General features: G+C 39.5%; 24 protein-coding genes and 2 pseudogenes. 10 read left to right on the forward strand and 16 right to left on the reverse strand.

Translation table 11 applies throughout. The annotated features are described in order from the left end of the window. Window positions 1-14: 14 nt before the first annotated feature. From BAE31_RS01370 to BAE31_RS01435, 14 genes are all read right to left on the reverse strand, one after another. On the reverse strand, window positions 15-221 hold the full coding sequence (locus tag BAE31_RS01370; protein WP_076839259.1) for an XtrA/YqaO family protein: 207 nt from the start codon (window positions 219-221) through the stop codon (window positions 15-17). A gap of 73 nt (window positions 222-294) precedes the next feature. Further along, window positions 295-450 carry a hypothetical protein gene (locus tag BAE31_RS19555; protein ID WP_162842487.1) on the reverse strand — a complete coding sequence of 52 codons (156 nt, stop codon included), beginning with the start codon at window positions 448-450 and terminating at the stop codon, window positions 295-297. 113 nt (window positions 451-563) lie between these two features. After that, entirely contained in the window at window positions 564-1028 is a 465-nt protein-coding gene (locus tag BAE31_RS01380) for a DUF1064 domain-containing protein (protein WP_076839262.1), read from the reverse strand. A 223-nt stretch (window positions 1029-1251) separates the two neighbouring features. Beyond that, entirely contained in the window at window positions 1252-1428 is a 177-nt protein-coding gene (locus BAE31_RS19560) for a hypothetical protein (protein ID WP_170871264.1), read from the reverse strand. 13 nt (window positions 1429-1441) lie between these two features. Then, the gene (locus BAE31_RS01385) at window positions 1442-2245 is read right to left on the reverse strand and encodes an ATP-binding protein (protein WP_076839264.1); all 804 of its coding nucleotides are present in this window, start codon (window positions 2243-2245) and stop codon (window positions 1442-1444) included. Further along, window positions 2235-2942, reverse strand: a complete 708-nt coding sequence (locus BAE31_RS01390) for a DnaD domain protein (RefSeq protein ID WP_139336361.1) — start codon at window positions 2940-2942, stop codon at window positions 2235-2237. The genes BAE31_RS01385 and BAE31_RS01390 overlap by 11 nt, the downstream gene beginning before the upstream one ends. 161 nt (window positions 2943-3103) lie before the next feature. After that, entirely contained in the window at window positions 3104-3979 is an 876-nt protein-coding gene (gene recT, locus BAE31_RS01400; RefSeq protein WP_076839265.1) for a recombination protein RecT, read from the reverse strand. After that, window positions 3972-4922: a YqaJ viral recombinase family nuclease gene (locus BAE31_RS01405; RefSeq protein WP_076839267.1), complete on the reverse strand. Its 951-nt coding sequence runs from the start codon at window positions 4920-4922 to the stop codon at window positions 3972-3974. The genes recT and BAE31_RS01405 overlap by 8 nt, the downstream gene beginning before the upstream one ends. Window position 4923: 1 nt before the next feature. Next, on the reverse strand, window positions 4924-5103 hold the full coding sequence (locus tag BAE31_RS01410; protein WP_076839268.1) for a hypothetical protein: 180 nt from the start codon (window positions 5101-5103) through the stop codon (window positions 4924-4926). Window positions 5104-5309: 206 nt separating this feature from the next. After that, entirely contained in the window at window positions 5310-5594 is a 285-nt protein-coding gene (locus BAE31_RS01415; RefSeq protein WP_237727709.1) for a YqaH family protein, read from the reverse strand. Continuing rightward, the gene (locus tag BAE31_RS01420) at window positions 5591-6157 is read right to left on the reverse strand and encodes a helix-turn-helix domain-containing protein (RefSeq protein ID WP_076839270.1); all 567 of its coding nucleotides are present in this window, start codon (window positions 6155-6157) and stop codon (window positions 5591-5593) included. Before BAE31_RS01420 ends, BAE31_RS01415 begins: the two co-directional genes overlap by 4 nt. A gap of 63 nt (window positions 6158-6220) precedes the next feature. Beyond that, window positions 6221-6910, reverse strand: a complete 690-nt coding sequence (locus BAE31_RS01425) for an ORF6C domain-containing protein (RefSeq protein ID WP_083703960.1) — start codon at window positions 6908-6910, stop codon at window positions 6221-6223. After that, on the reverse strand, window positions 6907-7212 hold the full coding sequence (locus BAE31_RS01430; protein ID WP_008348790.1) for a hypothetical protein: 306 nt from the start codon (window positions 7210-7212) through the stop codon (window positions 6907-6909). The genes BAE31_RS01425 and BAE31_RS01430 overlap by 4 nt, the downstream gene beginning before the upstream one ends. An 11-nt stretch (window positions 7213-7223) precedes the next feature. After that, a complete protein-coding gene (locus BAE31_RS01435) occupies window positions 7224-7448 on the reverse strand; it encodes a helix-turn-helix domain-containing protein (protein WP_076839272.1) in 225 nt (74 codons plus the stop codon). Window positions 7449-7610: 162 nt separating this feature from the next. Between BAE31_RS01435 and BAE31_RS01440 the strand changes: the two genes are divergently transcribed. The 4 genes from BAE31_RS01440 (at window position 7611) to BAE31_RS01455 (ending at window position 10873) form a co-directional block, all read left to right on the forward strand. After that, window positions 7611-7970: a helix-turn-helix domain-containing protein gene (locus BAE31_RS01440; RefSeq protein ID WP_076839273.1), complete on the forward strand. Its 360-nt coding sequence runs from the start codon at window positions 7611-7613 to the stop codon at window positions 7968-7970. Between the two features lie 194 nt (window positions 7971-8164). Continuing rightward, entirely contained in the window at window positions 8165-9097 is a 933-nt protein-coding gene (locus BAE31_RS01445) for a hypothetical protein (RefSeq protein WP_076839274.1), read from the forward strand. Window positions 9098-9162: 65 nt separating this feature from the next. Then, a complete protein-coding gene (locus BAE31_RS01450) occupies window positions 9163-9666 on the forward strand; it encodes an ImmA/IrrE family metallo-endopeptidase (RefSeq protein ID WP_076839275.1) in 504 nt (167 codons plus the stop codon). A 13-nt stretch (window positions 9667-9679) separates the two neighbouring features. Beyond that, window positions 9680-10873 (forward strand): site-specific integrase, encoded by a 1194-nt coding sequence (locus BAE31_RS01455; protein ID WP_076839277.1) that lies wholly within the window; start codon window positions 9680-9682, stop codon window positions 10871-10873. Window positions 10874-10945: 72 nt separating this feature from the next. On the opposite strand, the pseudogene BAE31_RS01460 reads toward BAE31_RS01455, so the two are convergent. Continuing rightward, window positions 10946-11194: pseudogene (locus BAE31_RS01460) on the reverse strand (competence protein ComK); the annotation flags it as partial. Window positions 11195-11483: 289 nt separating this feature from the next. Here BAE31_RS01460 and BAE31_RS01465 point away from each other — a divergent pair. Further along, window positions 11484-11720, forward strand: a complete 237-nt coding sequence (locus BAE31_RS01465; protein WP_008348804.1) for an IDEAL domain-containing protein — start codon at window positions 11484-11486, stop codon at window positions 11718-11720. Window positions 11721-11776: 56 nt separating this feature from the next. Here BAE31_RS01465 and BAE31_RS01470 read toward each other — a convergent pair whose 3' ends face one another. Next, window positions 11777-12637, reverse strand: a complete 861-nt coding sequence (locus BAE31_RS01470; RefSeq protein ID WP_024425480.1) for an SDR family oxidoreductase — start codon at window positions 12635-12637, stop codon at window positions 11777-11779. Window positions 12638-12778: 141 nt separating this feature from the next. Between BAE31_RS01470 and BAE31_RS01475 the strand changes: the two genes are divergently transcribed. From BAE31_RS01475 to BAE31_RS01490, 5 genes and pseudogenes are all read left to right on the forward strand, one after another. Further along, complete coding sequence (locus BAE31_RS01475; protein ID WP_076839280.1) at window positions 12779-14311, forward strand: FAD-dependent oxidoreductase; 1533 nt, start codon at window positions 12779-12781, stop codon at window positions 14309-14311. 92 nt (window positions 14312-14403) lie between these two features. Beyond that, a pseudogene (locus BAE31_RS20105) lies at window positions 14404-14943 on the forward strand (protoglobin family protein); the annotation flags it as partial. A 240-nt stretch (window positions 14944-15183) separates the two neighbouring features. Then, window positions 15184-15699 carry a methyl-accepting chemotaxis protein gene (locus tag BAE31_RS20110; RefSeq protein WP_394336034.1) on the forward strand — a complete coding sequence of 172 codons (516 nt, stop codon included), beginning with the start codon at window positions 15184-15186 and terminating at the stop codon, window positions 15697-15699. Window positions 15700-15760: 61 nt separating this feature from the next. Beyond that, window positions 15761-16345 (forward strand): histidine phosphatase family protein, encoded by a 585-nt coding sequence (locus BAE31_RS01485; RefSeq protein WP_024426547.1) that lies wholly within the window; start codon window positions 15761-15763, stop codon window positions 16343-16345. A gap of 387 nt (window positions 16346-16732) precedes the next feature. Continuing rightward, window positions 16733-17878 (forward strand): serine alkaline protease SapB, encoded by a 1146-nt coding sequence (locus tag BAE31_RS01490; protein ID WP_076839295.1) that lies wholly within the window; start codon window positions 16733-16735, stop codon window positions 17876-17878. The last annotated feature ends 45 nt before the right edge of the window (window positions 17879-17923 follow it).

Here is a 17923-nt window from a genome sequence, read left to right on the forward strand (position 1 = left end):
ATCTCAACCCCCGTTTATTTTTTGATCTTGAATCCTATTTCATGATCGACCCTAGCAAAAGCACCCTTGGCCGTTTGAATGATCGTTTTTCCGTGTTCAGGTGCGTCTGTGATGTGGGCAGTACCTTCGTTGCCGTCAATCACGATTATGCGGACCTTCCCAGGTTCTAAATTCTGATCAATGGTTGTAGCAAAATCTTTTATTTCTATTGGTTGGTTCATCCGCTCCGCCCCCATGTGTTATAATTAAAGTGTGAGATTTAATTAGCACTGGAGCAGCGGCTTCGGTGTTTTTTTATGCCCATTTGTCCATCTGGTATGACGGTGAAGGTTTTAATTCTTCTCTGTACACAATCGGGTGCTTTGCTAGATACGCCTCTAGCTCCTCTTTAGTCATCTTCCACTCAATGACTGGACCCGCAGCGTATGGGTTGTTAGGCTTTCCGCTCATGTTTTCTCCCTCCAATCTTCGGTATTTCAACGCCGCCCATTCGTTTACAATCTGCTCCGAAGCGGCTTGAGCAACGCTTAAACTGTGAACAACGTGTCATACAGGCCATAAGCTTATCTTCCTTTTGAACCCACAACGGACGATCGTCTGCTATTACCACGTTTAACAGTTGGTTTCCCCGCCTTCCTTTTCAATTTTTTCAATTTTTTGAGTTTGTCCAGCTCAATGAACCCTACCGACCGATCAAAAGCAATGACCTTTAGCGGCGTATCAAATTTGCGTTCATACAGCTTTCGCTTGATAGCAAACTCTTTCGTTTCCATTCCCTTGATGTCGATTATTTCTTTTGATCCATCGAGTTTAGTGATCTCGAAGTCTGCAATATATTCAATCTTCCGAAAAGTCTTGTCGTTCTTTTTGAATGCTTCTTGAAGCTCAAAGCGTGGTTGCAATGAAAAGTCTTTTATCTGCTTGGCTTGCTTGAGCCATTTAAGATGTTCATAGTATTTGGCTTCTGCCTTACTGTCGAAGGTGATGCCGTCTACTACCGTTTTGCGTGCGCCGTATTTATTAGACATGTTTTGTTAATCCTCGCTTTCCGTTGCTGGAAGTGCTTTTTCAGTTCGGCAACGAGTTTTTCTTTTTCTGGTTCAGTTAGGTTAGTTCTTTTTAGTAAAGACGTGATGCTTGGATTCATTTCTATTGTTTTGCGTTACCTCCCGTCATCCCGCAGCCATTGCAGGAGCTTCCTTTCTCTGAATCTAGCTGTTAAAGCGATAGTGATTAGTGCGGCCATCGTCTTCATGCTGTCTTTCCTTCCAGTGCTTGAGCTTTTGCCAGCATTTGATTTAATTGCTCGATGACTGGCTTTAGGCTCTGCTTACGCCCTGTGGTGTTACATTCAGGACATGGATAGAATCCCGCCATGAAGGTATTTTCGTTTATGACGACTTTCTCGCCATTACATGTATTGCACATCCGACATTCTCCTTTACTCGTATAGTTCCAAAAGCAGTTCTTCATTTTCTTTTTGCGCTATCTTTTTCCGAATCTTTTCATTTGGCATAATCACAGGGAACGCCAGTTTTTCAATCCTGCTACTGATCCGACCGCTTTTATATACTGTGTCAAGATCATCTATACTTAAATTGCTTGTAAGAATCGTAGGCTTCTTGTTTTGCAGTCGGTAATCAAGAATACGTGTGAATGTTTCTTCAACAAAATCAGTTACCTTTTCCACTCCAATATCATCTAGGACAACAAGATCCGCTGTCTTAACAGCATCCATAATGTCGGTACTCTTCACTTTTGATTCGCTATCAAACGTGCTCTTTATTTCTCCGATTAGATCAGCTGTAGACGAATAGATGATTTTAAGTGGTTTGTACGTTTGGGTTTCTTTGTCGTATACCTTGTCATGTGTTTTGGTTATCGCATGAAGAATACTGGCAGCAAGCCTTGTTTTTCCGCTCCCTTTCTCCTTACTAAAGAAATACAAGCCTTTTCCGAGTTCACGCATCTTTTCAAATTTCAAAATATAGTTTTTTGCAACGCGTTTGGCGTTGGCTGCTCGCTCTTTGGATTCAGGTTTGTCGTAAACATTAATATCAAAAGAGTTTAGAGAAGCGTCTTTGAACTCTTCTGGAAGTCTTGCACTCATAAGCCTATTTGAGAGCTTTTTCACTTCTTTGCATGGGCACTCTTCCATAAATTCTTTGTTTTCTTCATGATCAATAATCCATATCAACCCTGATCCATCGCATTTACCATACATACAATGTTGTTCAGAAATCACAGTGAGTGTCTCGTATCTTTCCTGAGAGGCCCTTTTTACGGGCAAGCGCTTCGAGTCTTTCAACTTCTGCGCTAGATGTGGATTGGCTATCTCCAACGACTTTAAGGTATCGCCCATATTCTGCATCTTTCTTCACTCCTTCTTGTGCTCGCTGATTTGAAAGGACCCGCTGAACATATTTGATGTTCTGAACACCATTTTTCAAAGTGATTTCCATTGCTTTAATCACGTTTTCTTCTCCAAAATCGTCTATCAGGTCACCAATTTGTTGACTAACAAAGCTGTTTAACGTGCCACCGAAGTGACTTTCATAAAATTCAAATGGGTTTGGGTTCATTGGCTTGTCCTCCTGTCGTGTTGGTTTTTCTTCTTTTGGCTTTTCAGGTTCTTCATCAGGTACAGGGGCGATGCTCGCTTTAGTCTCAAGACTTACGATGCGATAACTGCCCGCCCCTGTGCCTCTAGGCTTGTATTCAATCCGTCCATGTTCTATCAAGATTTTCCGGTGCTCAATCATAGTCTTTTCGCTGACTCCTAACCGCGAATAAAGCCGACTATTTGGCACCGTGAACCACTCTTTCCATGTGCAACCGTTGTTTATATCCATCAAGTGAAACCACAGTGCTTGAGTGGCTGGCTTTAGTTCTGTTGTTTCAAGCCACCGCATGAAGCCGTTTATTTCTTTCAGGTAGTTCAAGCCTCTACCCCCTTTCACATAGTGCATACAAGCCCTGTATGCGCACAAAGCGCATATCAGGCTCATTAGTCTTGATGTAATCTTTCACATAGTTTTCTGCTAATTTGAAAGGATCGGAAGTGCCTTTGACCATCCATGTGTAACAAAAAGGAATAGGAACCTTAATCAAATGGGCTTCGGTTTTCATCCGCTTGCTCCGTATTCGGGCTTTCTAAAGTTGGTTCTACACTGTACGGCATATCAAGGACTTCCTCGTCATAAACCGATTTTGCTTCTTGAGTAATATCTTTTCGTACCGTTTCGTCTTGCGCTGCGAACTGCTGAATTTCAATACTGATAGGAAGGTACTTCCACATGCGGCGAATGACAGTTTTTTTCGCCATTTCTTCATAATCTGTTTGCCACGGACCACTGTCTTTTGACTTGCTTCGTAAACGAACAGATTCAACATCTTCTTTGCTGAAAACCTCGAATTGATAGCCACCATCTTTAAAATGAGCAACTGCATATACATGAGTCATTTCACCTCTATGCCCTGTTGCTGGCTTATGAACTAACTTTGGATTTAACCCTAGTTCATACTCGAATTGATCCTTTTCATAAACCACATGAGAATAGATACTTTCTATATGACCAGAACGTCTAGCAAGGTCGATCATGCCCTTATATCCGATGATGAACTGAACTTCTTTCGTCCACTTATCCTTCTCACCATTTTGCCCCTTGATCTTTTTGTTGAAAGGAACAAAATAGCAATGACCTATTAATCCAGGTTCTAATCCTAGTTGTGCAGACTGCATGACAGCCCCCAACAATGAAGCGGGTGAACATTGTTGTAATTGCGGGTTACTTCTGATTGTCGTTAGAGCGATTCTTGTGAGTCTTTCAGGTGTCATGTGTTCAGGCAACGCCTTTTGTAATTCCGGCTGCATTGAAGCTAGGTAGTCAGCAATTGTTTTGGGTTTCTCCTCCTGCTGCTGGACATTATTTGCTGCTTTGTTTGCCAGCTGATTCCGAATATCTTCGTTTTTAGCCATTGTCTACGCTCTCCTTTACATAAAATCTTCTCTGCGGCTTCGTTTCGCTGAATTCCTCAAATAATTCAGGATGTTCACTGGCGAACTTCTTTGTATCAAAGCGGTTTGTTTGAATGGTCTTCCAAGTCACCCGATGTTTAGTAGCAAGACCGATTTCGTTTTCGCCTAGCATGGATTTGAGTTGGTTTTCATCCGCTTTAATTCGTTCATCAATTTCTTTCTTTTCTTCTTTTGCGCTTTTTAGTCGGACTATGATTTCATCCGCTTTTAAAGGCAGGCTTGTTTCTTCGTCAATTCCAATGGGGTACATGTGATTAAGCAATTCTGTTGATGAATCTGAACCGTCAAACATTGGCGGCTCTTGCTTTTGAACGTGATTCTCCCAAAAATCTTTTTCAATCTGAATTAAGTAACCTATCAATTCCTCGTCACGATCGACTTTTTTATAAATGAACTTGTTTCCGCCGATCAGAACAGCGATCCACCATGCTTTATAACCCGTCACAGCCATGTAATGCTGGCACTGGATCAGATAAGCATCTGGAATCTCTTCCCCTGTCCATTCTTCTTTCAAGTATTCAGATGCCGTTTTACATTCAAGCCCCACATTTTCACCAACAATTAATCTATCAACGTTTGCAAGCATGAAAGGATATAAAGGATGTTGAAGAATGGCCTTTCTTCGCCGGACCTTCTTTCCCGTGCGGTTGCTAAACTCTCTTGCTACCACTTCTTCGAGTACATGCCCCCAGTATGCGGCTTCTCCCGCTTCATCTTCCTTTGGTGACTGACCCAATTTATCCAAGTAAACTGAAACAGGTGACTTCCATCTGCTCATACCAGCAATGGCGGCGGCATCTGAACCGCCTATACCAGCACGTCTAGCCTCAAGCCATTGCTCTTCTGTCATCTTCTCGGTTGAGATAAGGACCTTTGCTTGCATACTACATCCCCACCTTTTGGCGATATGCCGCCTGCCCCAATTGAATGTATTTTTGTTTTGCTTGAGCATTCGGGAAACAGAAGACCGGTAAACCTTTTTTGTAATCGATCCAACCGCCTGCTTGCTCTAAACGCTCTTGCGCTTCTCTTCTGTGGTCAAAGCTGATTTGAAATTTTGACATCGTGTATACCTCCATTGAATTTTTGTTAAAGATTTGGTATACTGTCCGTAACCAATCAGAAGCAGTACACCTTAAAACTCGCTATACCAAGCGGGTTTTTTTATTTGTCTTCATCGTCTTCCTCTTCGTAGCCATCGCGCTCTGCTTCGTCCTTCCAGTAGTCTTTTGGATAACCAAAGCTATTAATCTGCGTTACCATCGGATGCTCAATATTCAATGATTTCAGTCCTTTCAGTGCGTGTAACAAGCTCAAGCCGCACGCCATGTTTTTTCTGTATTTCCGCAGCCGTTTTAATTAGAAGCCCCTTGTTATTCATCCGTACAAGATCCTCGCTGATATTTCTAATGCTTCCAGCTAGACTTGCAACTTCTTCGTAATTTCCGTCTTTCAGTTCTTGATGAGCAAGATATAAAAGCTCTTTCACACAATCAATTTTCGTCTTTGCTCTCGAAACGTCATCACTTAAAAACTGTTTTTCAATCATGCTCATGCTAGTACAGCCTCCCTATCCTGTCTTTTGTGCATTGCCACCTCTGCGACAATGGCTTTTTTTGACCATTTTTCTGTTAGGTCTTGAATTTTTAGTCCAAACTCCCTCGACATTGAGTACATCAGCGTTTTGTTTGCTTGTGTCAGGTCGTATATTTGCTTGATAGCCTGCATTGGAAGCTCCCCGTGTTTTCCCGGGCGGGTATTGTTCAACCATTCCGCAAGATCACCGATAGCCTTTTGTGCGTCTTTCATTTCTTGCACTAGATTGATAAGGGCTTTATGAGCACTATCATTTAAGGCGGGATCAATTGGCGCGGCTGCCATTGGGTGAAGCTTGAAAATGAAATGAACAAGGTCAATATGTTCATAGGCACCGCATATCTCAAACCAACGGATACAAATTTCAGGGGAAATAGGGGCAAGGCCATTTTCAATGTTTGAGACATATTTCTGATTCCTCCCTAAAAGTTTTCCCATTGCTATTTGTGAAATTCCTATCTCAAGACGCTTCTTATGCATCATCTTGCATAGGTTCGCTACGTTATAAGGGCTGTTCGCCATATGTTCGCCTCCTGCTTTATACTTTTTGTGGTGCTAAAATATTAATGAAGGGACAGGCAGGATCTAGGAAACCCTGCGTGGAACCCAGTTAACAATGTAATTCACAGCTACTTGCATATCTTTTCTCTTTAAATCCTTATAGCTGGATACGGCGAAACGATCTTTAATTTCTCGATGCAGTTCGCTGAAAAGCCGCTTACGCTCTGATCCATCTTCTGTAAAACTGTAAACCCTAGAAGCAACGGCTTTTTGAATCCGTCTTTGTTCACCATGATCAAGTGTGATCTGCTCATCCACTTTGGTGTTCAATTCAAGGATTTTCTTTTCATGAATGGTTAATTTCTTAGACATCTCGTCTTGTCGCTGTGATGTTTCTAATAAGAGTTTAAGAGACTCAATTCTCTGCTCTCTTTCGGTTAAAGGTTTAGGAACACCAAAGTGACCATTCTTTCTAATTGAAGGGATGACTTCAATTGCCAGCCAGTCTTGAAATTGTTCTGCAACTTCGTTAGATGCTTTAAACGCCAGCTTGTACACAAGTGGTTCAGGAATGAAATCACCTCTCCCCACTTCTGGGGAATTTTTCGGAAGGTATTCATTCACTCGCTCCCATCGAATGTACTGTTTGTTATTTTTCTCTTGGACAAACCCTAGAGATTTCGCAACTTGTTCAGCATCAAAAATGATTAGATGACCTTCGATTTTTGCTGATACTTCAAACATTTCATTTTTGAATAACTGTGGGTTGTTCATGCTGTTACCTCCTGAATGTATGAGGAATTTTGTTCAATCCATCGAAACACTAGGTCTCTTGGATAACGACCACTAATTTCATTGAATTTTGGAAAGTCCGGCCTTGATGTGATTTTCCATACAGGGCTTCTTGAAGCTGAAAAGATTTCTTGTAAATGCTGGTTTGTCAGTAAAGGCGGGTACGAGTTTTTATTCATTCCGTCTTCAACGCCTTTTTCATAAGCTGCCTGAAACAGCTTTTGCATTTGATCCTGAAACACTGTTGCTGTCATTTCGTCAAAAGTGATAACTGTCTGTGGCATGTCATAACCTCCTACGCTGTATTTGTATGAGAATCTTGTTCTTTTTGATTAAAAAAAAGAGCCTTTATATCCGTACCTAAAATTTCACTGACTTTAAACGCATCATCCATTTTAGGTTTAGAGTAACCATTCTCCCAATTAGAAATAGTTGATTTCTTACAATTGAGTTTAAAAGCAAGCTCTTCCTGCGTTAAGCCTTTAGCTTTTCTAGCTTGAACCAATTTGAGGTTTTTCATCTTGCTCACCACCTTTGTATAAGATTCTTGTACTTGTTACTTTGATTATAAGTATAAGAATCTTGTATGTCAACATAAAAGTATGAATTTCTTATACTTTTGTTTAATAATCTTTTCTTTATAGTACAATAAACTTGTACTTTTAAATTGGAGGATACTGTCATGCTCTCTAAACGATTAAAGAGTGTCAGAAAGAATAAAGGATTAACACAAGAAGAGCTAGCTAAACGTGTTAAAACAACAAAAGGAACTATAAGCAATTATGAAAACGGCCATAGTACGCCATCTAATGAAATGCTGAAAGATTTGGCCGATGCATTAAATACAACTACTGATTATCTACTTGGCAGAACCGAAAACATTTCCTCGGAACAAGTTGAATATGATTTAAACGATCCTGAATTACAGATTGCTTTCAAAGACGCTTCTGATTTTTCCGAAGAAGCTAGACAAGAAACAATCAATTTTATTAATTACATAAAACAGAAGGAAAAGATGAAGGGTCGTAAACCAAAAGACTAAACTAATACATTAATTATTCTTTTGTTTATATTTCTTTGTTTAGTTTTATTTAATTAATGCTGAAGGTTCTGCTGTAATTTTTACAGTAATATCTTCAGTTGAACAGCTATTCAACTGTAATTTTTACAGCAAAGTCTACAATTGAATGCCTGCTCAACTGTAAAAATTACAGCGATAAAAGGGGTGTTTTACAGATGAGTGAAAAGAAGAAAAAGAATCACACTCAAATTATCGAAGAATATATTGGCCATCATGGGCTTAAAAAAGGAAGTTTAACAAGCGGCAGTGTTAAAGGTTATGGCATGCTGGATATTGTTCTAATATCTGTATATGATACTGGTTTTGATATCTTTTTATTAAAGGATGAAGCGGTTAGCAATATGGTTTCTTATAACTGGAACCAATTTTCTGAGGTAGAGATAGATAAATTTGCTCTTAGTACAGAATTTTCATTGTTAGGAGAAAAAGAAGTCACTTTAAAAATTACAGAAGACAAACCTTTTTACTCGCAGCTCGAGAAACATAATATTAAGATGATTTCCAAAAAGAGAAAGTGGCAAAATAAAATTCTAGGGTTTCGCTCTCAAAACAAATTAAAGATGGCCATTGCAACAGCAATATACTTAATAACAATATTACTAATTGTTGTACCCATCGTTGCGTACAACCTTCCAAGCGCAAAACAAGATCGTCTAGCCGTTGAAGCAGCTAAACTAAAAAAAGAAGCTACTGAAAAAGAAAATAGAGATAAAGAAGCTGCTGAAGCTGAAGAATTCAATAAGAAGCAGGCTACTAATAAGAAACAACAAAAAGAAAATGATAAAGAATTAGTGACTAATACTATAGATCGCTTGCAAAAATATATAGATAACAGTAATGGCCAATTAATAAAAATCGAACCTATGACAAACAGTTGGGACAATGTTTATGCATTTGTTTCAGATTCCTTCAAAACTATGCCATTATCTGAAAAGGAATCTTGGGTTAATGAAACTGGATCAGATATTAAAAATAGAATTAAAGGCGGCGGTATTGCTGAAGATCCCCGAATTTATTTTGTTTATAAAGATCAGTCAAAGCTAGCAGTTCCAGACACATTCAATGAATCTTATAAAATTAAGGATTAGCCTGATAAAGGCTTTTCTTTTAAAACAAAAACAGAACATATATTCTTATTTTAGGGGTGTTTTAATTGAAAGGACTATCACATTTGGAAGAAGAAGTGAAGAAAATTTACACAAAATTAAATATGTTTACACCAGAGGCAATTGATATGGAACGTATAGCAGCTTCTTTAAGAATATGGCTTCATTTTGAAAAAAGGACTAGTTTTGTTATTTGCGTTAATGGTTCTTACAGCATGGTCATTGATAAACGTTTAAACAAAAAACAACAATGGGAAGAGTTTGGTCACGAATTATGTCATGTGATGAAGCACTACGGAAATCAGTTCGATATGCATAAGCTCTTTCGAGAATTACAAGAATATCAGGCTAATAGTTTTATGTATCATTTCTGTGTGCCCTCCTTTATGCTGCAAAAATTGAACCTGCCTTCTTTGCAATCTGAAGCGATAAAGCTAATTGGAGACACCTTTAATGTGACTTATTCTTTTGCTGCTACCCGCTTAGAAATGTTTAGAAGAAAAAGCTTTGCTTTTGCTTTATATGAGAATACTTTAAAACAAATTAATTGAGGAGGATTTTAACATGGCAAGTATTCAAAAGTATGAAACTAAAAAAGGCATCCGATGGATGTATGTCATTGAAAATGGCATTGACCCAAAAACCGGTAAAAGACAAAGGATACCAAAGCGTGGTTTTTTGAGAGAAAAAGATGCCAAGCAAGCTGCTGCTGAAATGGAGTATATTCTTGGTAAAGTTAAACTCGATATGAAGAACAAAATAACTTTCAAAGAGCTTTGCGAAGAATGGCACTCAGTATACAAGCTGTCTGGAGTTAAAAACAGCACTTTACGAACTAGAAGGAAAGAAATCAGGTACTTAAATAAGCATTTAGGAAATAAAAAAGTTAAAGATATTTCCGATAAGGATTACCAAAAAATGTTAGTGAAATTAAAAGATGAAGATGGTTTGTCAGAAGGAAATATTAGCAATATACATGCTGTAGCTAGATTGATTTTCAGAAGAGCTAAACAACAAAAAATCGTTTTAGATGACCCCACTGAATACGCTCAAAAACCTAAAGACATTAAAACTGTTGAGGATTTAGAAAAACAATCAATTGAAGATAAATATTTTGAAAAATACGAGCTTAAGACTTTTCTTGATATAGCAAATAAGAACTTTGATCATGAATACTATACAATGTTTTTCTTGTTGGCATGGACAGGCATAAGGGTCGGCGAATTAGCTGCACTTAAATGGAGTGATGTGGACTTTGAGAATAACAGCATTAGTATCACAAAAACATATTTTAATGATCGTGACAATACCAAGGAATTTGAAATTTTAACTCCAAAAACAAAAGGTTCCGTTAGAGTCATTGACATTGAACCTGAAGTAATTGCAGTATTAAAAAAACACAAGGCTAATCAAAATGCAGTTAAGATTGCAATTAAAAATGAATGGTTTGATGGCAACTTTATTTTTGGTAGAATGAAGAGAACAAAATATTATGGTTATCCGCCATTTGTTAAAACTATTGAGAACCGTTTCAATTCAGTATTGAAAAAGTCAGGTATTCAGAAAAAATTAACTCCTCATTCTCTCAGACACACTCACACTTCACTTCTCGCAGAAGCAGGCGTAGATCTTCACAGGATTATGGCTCGCTTAGGACATACCGAAGATAAAACAACCAGATTAGTTTATTTACACATTACCAGTGACAGAAAAAAAGAGGCTTCAAAGATGTTTGGAGACCTCATGAGAACTGTTTAAAAATGTTTCGGCATCAATACGGCATCAAAAAACAGGGAAACCGCCTATAAACCCTTATATATCAAGGGTTTATATTTCAAATGGAGGCTTGTGAGAAATTCCTGTTACTTCGTATGTTCCCGCCTTTCTGCCTGCATAGCTTGAGCCGAAGAATCTGCAGCTGCGTTCAATAATTTGCAGGGGCTTTAATTCAACGTAAAAGCTTGTCTCTCTTTCTATGACTTTTGAATATACTCTTTTTCCTTCTTCAACTGGAAGGACCGCCATTGTTGTTTGATTAATGACGTATGAATCTAAAGGTGTTTCACTAATTCCTGACACTTCATTTCCTCCTGTGTTAATATTTGGTTATTTAAGATACTATTAATCTATCACCAACATATAAGAAACGACAGGATTTTTTCAAAATTTATTAAAAATCATCTTTTTATCATATTTTTTAGTCCATTCGATCTATCGAAAAGCCATTTTTAAAGATATATCACATCCTGTCGATTGGACAAGAGGTGTCGATTCTGCTCAAAAATAAATTGTCTAAAAATTATAAATTCTTGTTGATTTTTTCTCCGCCAATCCATATACTATAAAAAAGGCATCGGGGGGATTCTTTATGAAAGAGAAAAAAACGTACGCTGAGCTCATGAAGTCCCGCAACACCCAAAAAACCGAAGAAAACGGCGTCACCATTTTAGACATCTATATTCAAATGGTTTTAGATGAGGCGCTTTATAAACAGCGCTTAACCTTCTTAAGAGAAGAGATTGATAAGGCACTGGATCAGCGTGATGAAAAGCGATTCAATGACCTGTCAGCTCAATATGCAGAACACTGCTTACATCAATCATGATGATTTTACTTGCGGCAGAGAGACATCAACTCGTCTCTTTACCGCAAGTTTTTTGTTTATCCATTTAAAATGGTCCCGCCATTCACATGCAGCATTTGTCCATTCATATAAGATGAGTCTTCGCTCGCTAAAAATAAATAACTTGGCGCAAGCTCTACTGGCTCACCAGGACGTTCCATTGGGACATCTCCGCCAAATTCAGAGACTTCTTTTTCCGTAAAGGTTGAGGGAATCAGCGGTGTCCAAATAGGGCCAGGAGCTACTCCATTCACTCTAATCCCTTGTTTAATGAGCGATAAAGATAATGATCTCGTAAAGGTTACGACCGCCCCTTTTGTGGATGAATAATCGATCAATGTTTCATGCCCTTTATAGGCGGTGACAGATGCTGTATTAATGATACTGCTTCCTTTTTTTAAATGAGGAAGAACAGCCTTTGTTAAATAAAACATGGCAAAAATATTCGTTTGAAATGTCCGAAGAAGCTGATGCGAGGTAATTTGCTCAATGCTTTTTTGCGGATGCTGTTCCCCGGCGTTATTCACCAAAATATCAATGGAACCGAAGGCATCTTTTGTTTTTTTGACGACCTCATTCGAAAAAGCCTCATCCCCTAAATCACCTGCAATTAGAATGACACGGCCTCCCGCTTTCTCAATATAGTCCTTCGTCTCCTCGGCGTCACGATGTTCACTTAAGTAAACAATGGCGACATTGGCACCTTCTTTCGCAAATAAAACAGAAACTGCTCTTCCAATCCCGCTGTCTCCACCTGTCACAATGGCTGTTTTTCCTGCTAACTTTTTATCCTGTACCTCACGATCAAAGACAGGTCTAGGGTTCATTTTATATTCAAGACCCGGACGTTCATTTTGGTGCTGAGGTGGCAATGTTTTCTTCGGCTGCTTTGTTGACACGTTAGTCCACTCCTTCCTTTTATCTTGTTTATTTTTATGTGCTGGCGGCTTTTTTATGTATGGCACCCCTGTTTCCTTTCAGATGTATGATTTTCAGCATTGTGGAAAAATTATACACAACAAGTCAATGGAGGCGACAACATGGAACAAGAACATAAAGGAATGGAACAGGCAAAATCATTATGGCTGGCGGACAGTCAGAAACATTCTTTTCCTGCTGTCAGTGAAGATCTCACAACAGATGTGATCATTGTCGGCGGCGGTATTACCGGTATCGCTGCGGCGTTTGAAATGACAGAGCGAGGATTAGATGTAATCATCATTGATGCCGAACAATTGCTGCAAGGCACGACCGGACACACAACGGCTAAAATCACCTCACAGCATGATGTCTACTATTATGAGCTGATTCAACAAATTGGGATGCCAAAAGCACGTTTGTATGTAGAAGCAAATGAGAAAGCAAAAGACCTCATTCAAGCTCGTATCAAAGAGCACGACATCGATTGTCAGCTAGAGATAAAAGATGCTTACCTTTATACAAAGGAAGAAAGCGGTGTAAAAAAGTTAAAGAAGGAATTAGATGCCTACAAACAGCTTGGTATTGACCGGGAATGGAAAACAAAGCTTCCTTTTGACGCTGACATCAAAGCAGCCCTTGCGATGACCAAGCAGGCACAGTTTCATCCCCTTCATTATCTCAATGCACTAATCGACAAGCTCCTAGAGCGAGGTGTACGTATCTTTGAACAAACAACCGCTGTTGATGTAAAAGAAGGGAACCGCCCTGCTGTCGTCACAAAAAGCGGACATCATCTGACAGGGCGCTATGTCATTTCATGCTCACACTTTCCTTTTTATGATGGAAAAGGACTTTATTTCACCCGAATTCATCCAGAGCAATCCTATGTCGTAGCAGCTAGAACAACCAAACCACTCCCAGACGGAATGTACCTAGGAATTGACCAGCCTGCTCACTCTTTAAGAACAGCAGATTGGCACGGTGAAGAAGTAGTCCTCATCGGAGGAGAAGGCCATAAAACTGGACAAGGCGGAGATGAATCCGCTCACTATGAAGGACTAGAAACGTTTGGAGACGCCACCCTTGGAATAGAAGAAGTGCTGTATCGCTGGTCGACACACGATATGGTCACAATGGATCAAATCCCTTACATTGGCCGCCTGACCAAACACCACCAGAATATCTTTGTAGCAACCGGCTTTAGAAAATGGGGCATGACCACAAGCCACGTCGCAGCCACTCTTATCGGTGATTTAATTGAAGGAAAATCGAATCCATATGAATCAATCTTTACGCCATCAAGACCTGTTACTGACTCTTTCGTCAAAGATTTCGTTAAAGAAAATGCCAATGTCGCTGCCAAGCTGATCAGTGGTAAATTCAAACGAACTGATCAAACAATCGATGATTTAAAACCAGGCGAGGGCGGCATTATCTCGTATGAACATAAAAAGTGCGGGGCCTATAAATCAGAGGATGGGAATGTCTTTCTAGTCGATACAACGTGTACTCACCTAGGCTGTGAAGTGGCTTGGAATAATAGTGACCGCACTTGGGATTGCCCGTGTCACGGTTCACGTTTTTCCATTACTGGAGAAGTAGTAGAAGGCCCTGCTAAAAAACCACTAAAAAGGTCATATAAAGAACAGTGAAATTTCACTCGTCCCCCCTTTAAAAAATCCAATATTATCCGATAAAAAACATAAAGTCTGATATTTTTGATGATTATGGGGGGACAAACACATTGTTATTTAAAAAAGAACCGAAAAGAAAAAACACTGCTTTTTTCACACAGCAGGATGATGGGATAAAACGAATCAACTTCTCGAACAATACGGACATCGCCAAACAAATCAAAATGATTGACCTGACGCAGCATGACCTATTGATATTAAAGCAGCTCAATCCAATTGTTCAGGATGATATTGCACATATTGTTGATAAGTTTTATAAAAATTTAGAAGTCGAGTCTTCCTTGATGCATATCATTCAAGACAATAGTTCTGTCGATCGTTTGAAAAAAACACTCCGCATTCATATTAGCGAAATGTTTGCAGGTGTGATTGACGAAGCCTATGTGGCAAAACGCATTAAAATTGCGCAAGTTCATTTACGGATTGGACTCCAGCCTAAATGGTATATGGCAGCATTCCAAGACCTTCTGCTATCCATTATGGATTTATTCGCTAATCATATCCAAGATTTCAAAGAATATCAGACAGCGGTCAAAGCGACGACGAAAATTTTAAATTTAGAACAGCAGTTAGTCCTAGATACATTCCAAAATGAATATTCTAAAATTCGTGATGAAGCAGAAGAGCAGCAGCAGGAGCTTCATACAAAAATCACAGAGACTTCAAATTCGCTTGCTTCGCTCTTCTCAAACACAACAAGTGCAGTCGACAAGCTTGTCTCAAAATCGGATGAGATGGCGGACATGTCACAAGCTGGAACACAAATTTCAGCACAGGTCGAAGAAAAATCAATCGGCGGTAAAAAAGAATTAGAAATTCAGCAAACACAAATGAACCAAATTGATGGCAGCATGACGAAGATTGAAACAGAAATTAAGCGCCTTGAGGAAATCGCCAAACAAATTGAACAAATCTTTGGGATTGTCACAGGCATTGCAGAGCAGACAAACTTGTTATCTTTAAATGCCTCAATCGAATCTGCACGAGCAGGAGAACATGGAAAAGGCTTTGCTGTCGTTGCAAACGAGGTGCGCAAATTATCTGAGGACACAAAGAAAACGGTTTCAACTGTATCTGAACTCGTCAACAATACCAATTCACAAATCGCCATTGTGTCTCAGCACATTGCAGACGTGAATTTACTTGTGACAGACAGTAAAGAAAAAATGACACAAATCAATTCACTCTTTGATGATATCGTCAGCAGCATGAACTTAAGCAAAAACCAAAACGGAAAAATTGAAATTGACCTTCAGACCTTCCTTAACGAATTGAAGGAAGTCAAACAAACGGTGTCTCAAGTCGCAAGCTCCGTCGAATCCTTAACAAGCCTGACAAATCGCTAATACAGTCTTTTTTCTTCTGCTTTAGTATAATAGAAGAAAAGATAGAAAAGGCGGGATTTGATTGACAACAATTTGCCTAGTCAGACACGGGGAAACAGATTGGAATGCAGCGAAACGAATTCAAGGACGAACAGATATCCCTTTAAACGATACAGGTAAATGGCAGGCTGAACAAACTGGACTTTACTTAAAGGATGTCCATTGGGATGTTGTCATTTCCAGTCCACTAACAAGGGCAAAAGAAACGGCACACTTGATTTTAAATCATGTCCATGCCCCACTTGTCATCATGGATGATTTTATAGAACGAGATTATGGTGACGCTGAAGGCATGTCGTTTGAGGAGCGTCAGAAGCTGTTTCCAGATAAACAGTATCCAAATATGGAACCAATTGAGACGATTCAAAACCGAATGCTAGAAGGTATTGAGAAAGTCAGAGCCGCCTATCCAGATCAACATGTCCTGATCGTGGCTCACGGAGCTGCTATCCATGCTTTACTCACCACTTTGGCTGATGAACATATGGGTCTACAGAACACGAGACTTGTTAATGCTTGCTTAAATTATGTGGAATGGTCAGATGGTAAATGGAAGGTCCGTGATTACAACGTGGTCAGCCATTTAACTCAATCCGCCCCTTCTTAAAGAGCCTGTTATCTGAGCAGGTTCTTTTTTATGACAAAAACAATGATAAAATAATATTTTTTTATATCGAAATTCGAAATAGATGCTAGACGATTCTACCTATTTTATGGCTTTTCGGGTATCGAATATTTAACCGGAAATGGATCATGAGAAAAAAAGCACACTCCCTTTTTAATAGATTATCGCTGAAATGATAGAATAAACATATTTTACCACCAGTTCCAAGTGACTTAATTCCCCAATTTTCGCTAGGACTTTCACAAAAATTCGGGTCTACTCTTATTTGCCTACTTCCCTTAAACTGAATATACAGAATAATCAAACGGTTCATTCTTATAGACTACGGATGATTATTCTGAAATAAGAAAAAAGGGATGTGGAATGTGCGTGAAAAAGAAAAATGTGATGACAAGTGTTTTATTGGCTGTCCCTCTTCTGTTTTCAGCAGGGTTTGGAGGATCCATGGCAAATGCCGAGACGGTCTCCAAAACAGATAGTGAAAAAAGCTATATTGTTGGTTTTAAAGCCTCTGCCACCACAAACAGCTCTAAGAAACAAGCTGTCGTTCAAAATGGTGGAAAACTAGAAAAACAATACCGCCTCATTAATGCTGCACAAGTGAAAATGTCCGAACAAGCCGCCAAAAAACTTGAACATGACCCTAGCATTGCTTACGTAGAAGAAGACCATAAAGCAGAAGCATATGCACAAACCGTCCCTTATGGAATCCCTCAAATCAAAGCTCCAGCTGTACACGCTCAAGGTTATAAAGGTGCTAATGTCAAAGTAGCTGTCCTTGATACTGGAATCCACGCTGCACACCCTGACTTAAATGTTGCAGGCGGTGCGAGCTTCGTCCCTTCAGAGCCAAATGCCACCCAAGACTTTCAATCACATGGAACTCACGTAGCTGGAACCATTGCTGCCCTTGATAACACAATTGGTGTTCTTGGGGTCGCTCCAAGCGCTTCCCTATATGCTGTGAAAGTATTAGACCGTAATGGCGACGGACAATACAGCTGGATTATTAGCGGTATTGAATGGGCTGTTGCCAATAACATGGATGTCATCAATATGAGCTTAGGAGGAGCAAGCGGTTCAACAGCACTTAAAAATGCCGTTGATACAGCAAACAACCGCGGAGTAGTTGTCGTTGCCGCAGCAGGAAATTCAGGTTCATTTGGCTCTACTAGCACCGTTGGCTATCCAGCAAAATACGATTCTACAATTGCTGTTGCCAATGTAAACAGTAACAATGTCAGAAACTCATCTTCTAGCGCAGGTCCTGAATTAGATGTTTCTGCACCTGGTACTTCTATTTTAAGTACAGTGCCAAGCAGTGGATACACTTCTTATACTGGAACATCTATGGCGTCTCCTCATGTAGCAGGAGCAGCAGCGCTTATTCTTTCTAAAAACCCGAACCTAACAAATTCACAGGTTCGCCAGCGCTTAGAAAACACAGCGACACCGCTTGGTGACTCATTCTATTACGGAAAAGGGTTAATTAACGTTCAAGCGGCTTCTAACTAACCAAGTGTGATAAAAAAATCCGGCTGATCCAGCCGGATTTTAATT

Source organism: Bacillus sp. I-2, assembly GCF_001974945.1.
Classification (GTDB): Bacteria; Bacillota; Bacilli; order Bacillales; family Bacillaceae; genus Bacillus; species Bacillus safensis.

Coding starts and splice junctions, on each gene's coding strand:
- BAE31_RS01380 (WP_076839262.1), bottom strand. CDS start 1,028: ATGTCTAATAAATACGGCGCACGCAAAACGGTAGTAGACGGCATCACC.
- BAE31_RS01410 (WP_076839268.1), bottom strand. CDS start 5,103: ATGTCAAAATTTCAAATCAGCTTTGACCACAGAAGAGAAGCGCAAGAG.
- BAE31_RS01465 (WP_008348804.1), top strand. CDS start 11,484: ATGAAAGAGAAAAAAACGTACGCTGAGCTCATGAAGTCCCGCAACACC.
- BAE31_RS19560 (WP_170871264.1), bottom strand. CDS start 1,428: ATGTGCAATACATGTAATGGCGAGAAAGTCGTCATAAACGAAAATACC.
- BAE31_RS01430 (WP_008348790.1), bottom strand. CDS start 7,212: ATGCCACAGACAGTTATCACTTTTGACGAAATGACAGCAACAGTGTTT.
- BAE31_RS01445 (WP_076839274.1), top strand. CDS start 8,165: ATGAGTGAAAAGAAGAAAAAGAATCACACTCAAATTATCGAAGAATAT.
- BAE31_RS20110 (WP_394336034.1), top strand. CDS start 15,184: ATGAACCAAATTGATGGCAGCATGACGAAGATTGAAACAGAAATTAAG.
- BAE31_RS01370 (WP_076839259.1), bottom strand. CDS start 221: ATGAACCAACCAATAGAAATAAAAGATTTTGCTACAACCATTGATCAG.
- BAE31_RS01440 (WP_076839273.1), top strand. CDS start 7,611: ATGCTCTCTAAACGATTAAAGAGTGTCAGAAAGAATAAAGGATTAACA.
- BAE31_RS01455 (WP_076839277.1), top strand. CDS start 9,680: ATGGCAAGTATTCAAAAGTATGAAACTAAAAAAGGCATCCGATGGATG.
- BAE31_RS01475 (WP_076839280.1), top strand. CDS start 12,779: ATGGAACAAGAACATAAAGGAATGGAACAGGCAAAATCATTATGGCTG.
- BAE31_RS01415 (WP_237727709.1), bottom strand. CDS start 5,594: ATGAGCATGATTGAAAAACAGTTTTTAAGTGATGACGTTTCGAGAGCA.
- BAE31_RS01420 (WP_076839270.1), bottom strand. CDS start 6,157: ATGGCGAACAGCCCTTATAACGTAGCGAACCTATGCAAGATGATGCAT.
- BAE31_RS01405 (WP_076839267.1), bottom strand. CDS start 4,922: ATGCAAGCAAAGGTCCTTATCTCAACCGAGAAGATGACAGAAGAGCAA.
- BAE31_RS19555 (WP_162842487.1), bottom strand. CDS start 450: ATGAGCGGAAAGCCTAACAACCCATACGCTGCGGGTCCAGTCATTGAG.
- recT (WP_076839265.1), bottom strand. CDS start 3,979: ATGGCTAAAAACGAAGATATTCGGAATCAGCTGGCAAACAAAGCAGCA.
- BAE31_RS01435 (WP_076839272.1), bottom strand. CDS start 7,448: ATGAAAAACCTCAAATTGGTTCAAGCTAGAAAAGCTAAAGGCTTAACG.
- BAE31_RS01425 (WP_083703960.1), bottom strand. CDS start 6,910: ATGAACAACCCACAGTTATTCAAAAATGAAATGTTTGAAGTATCAGCA.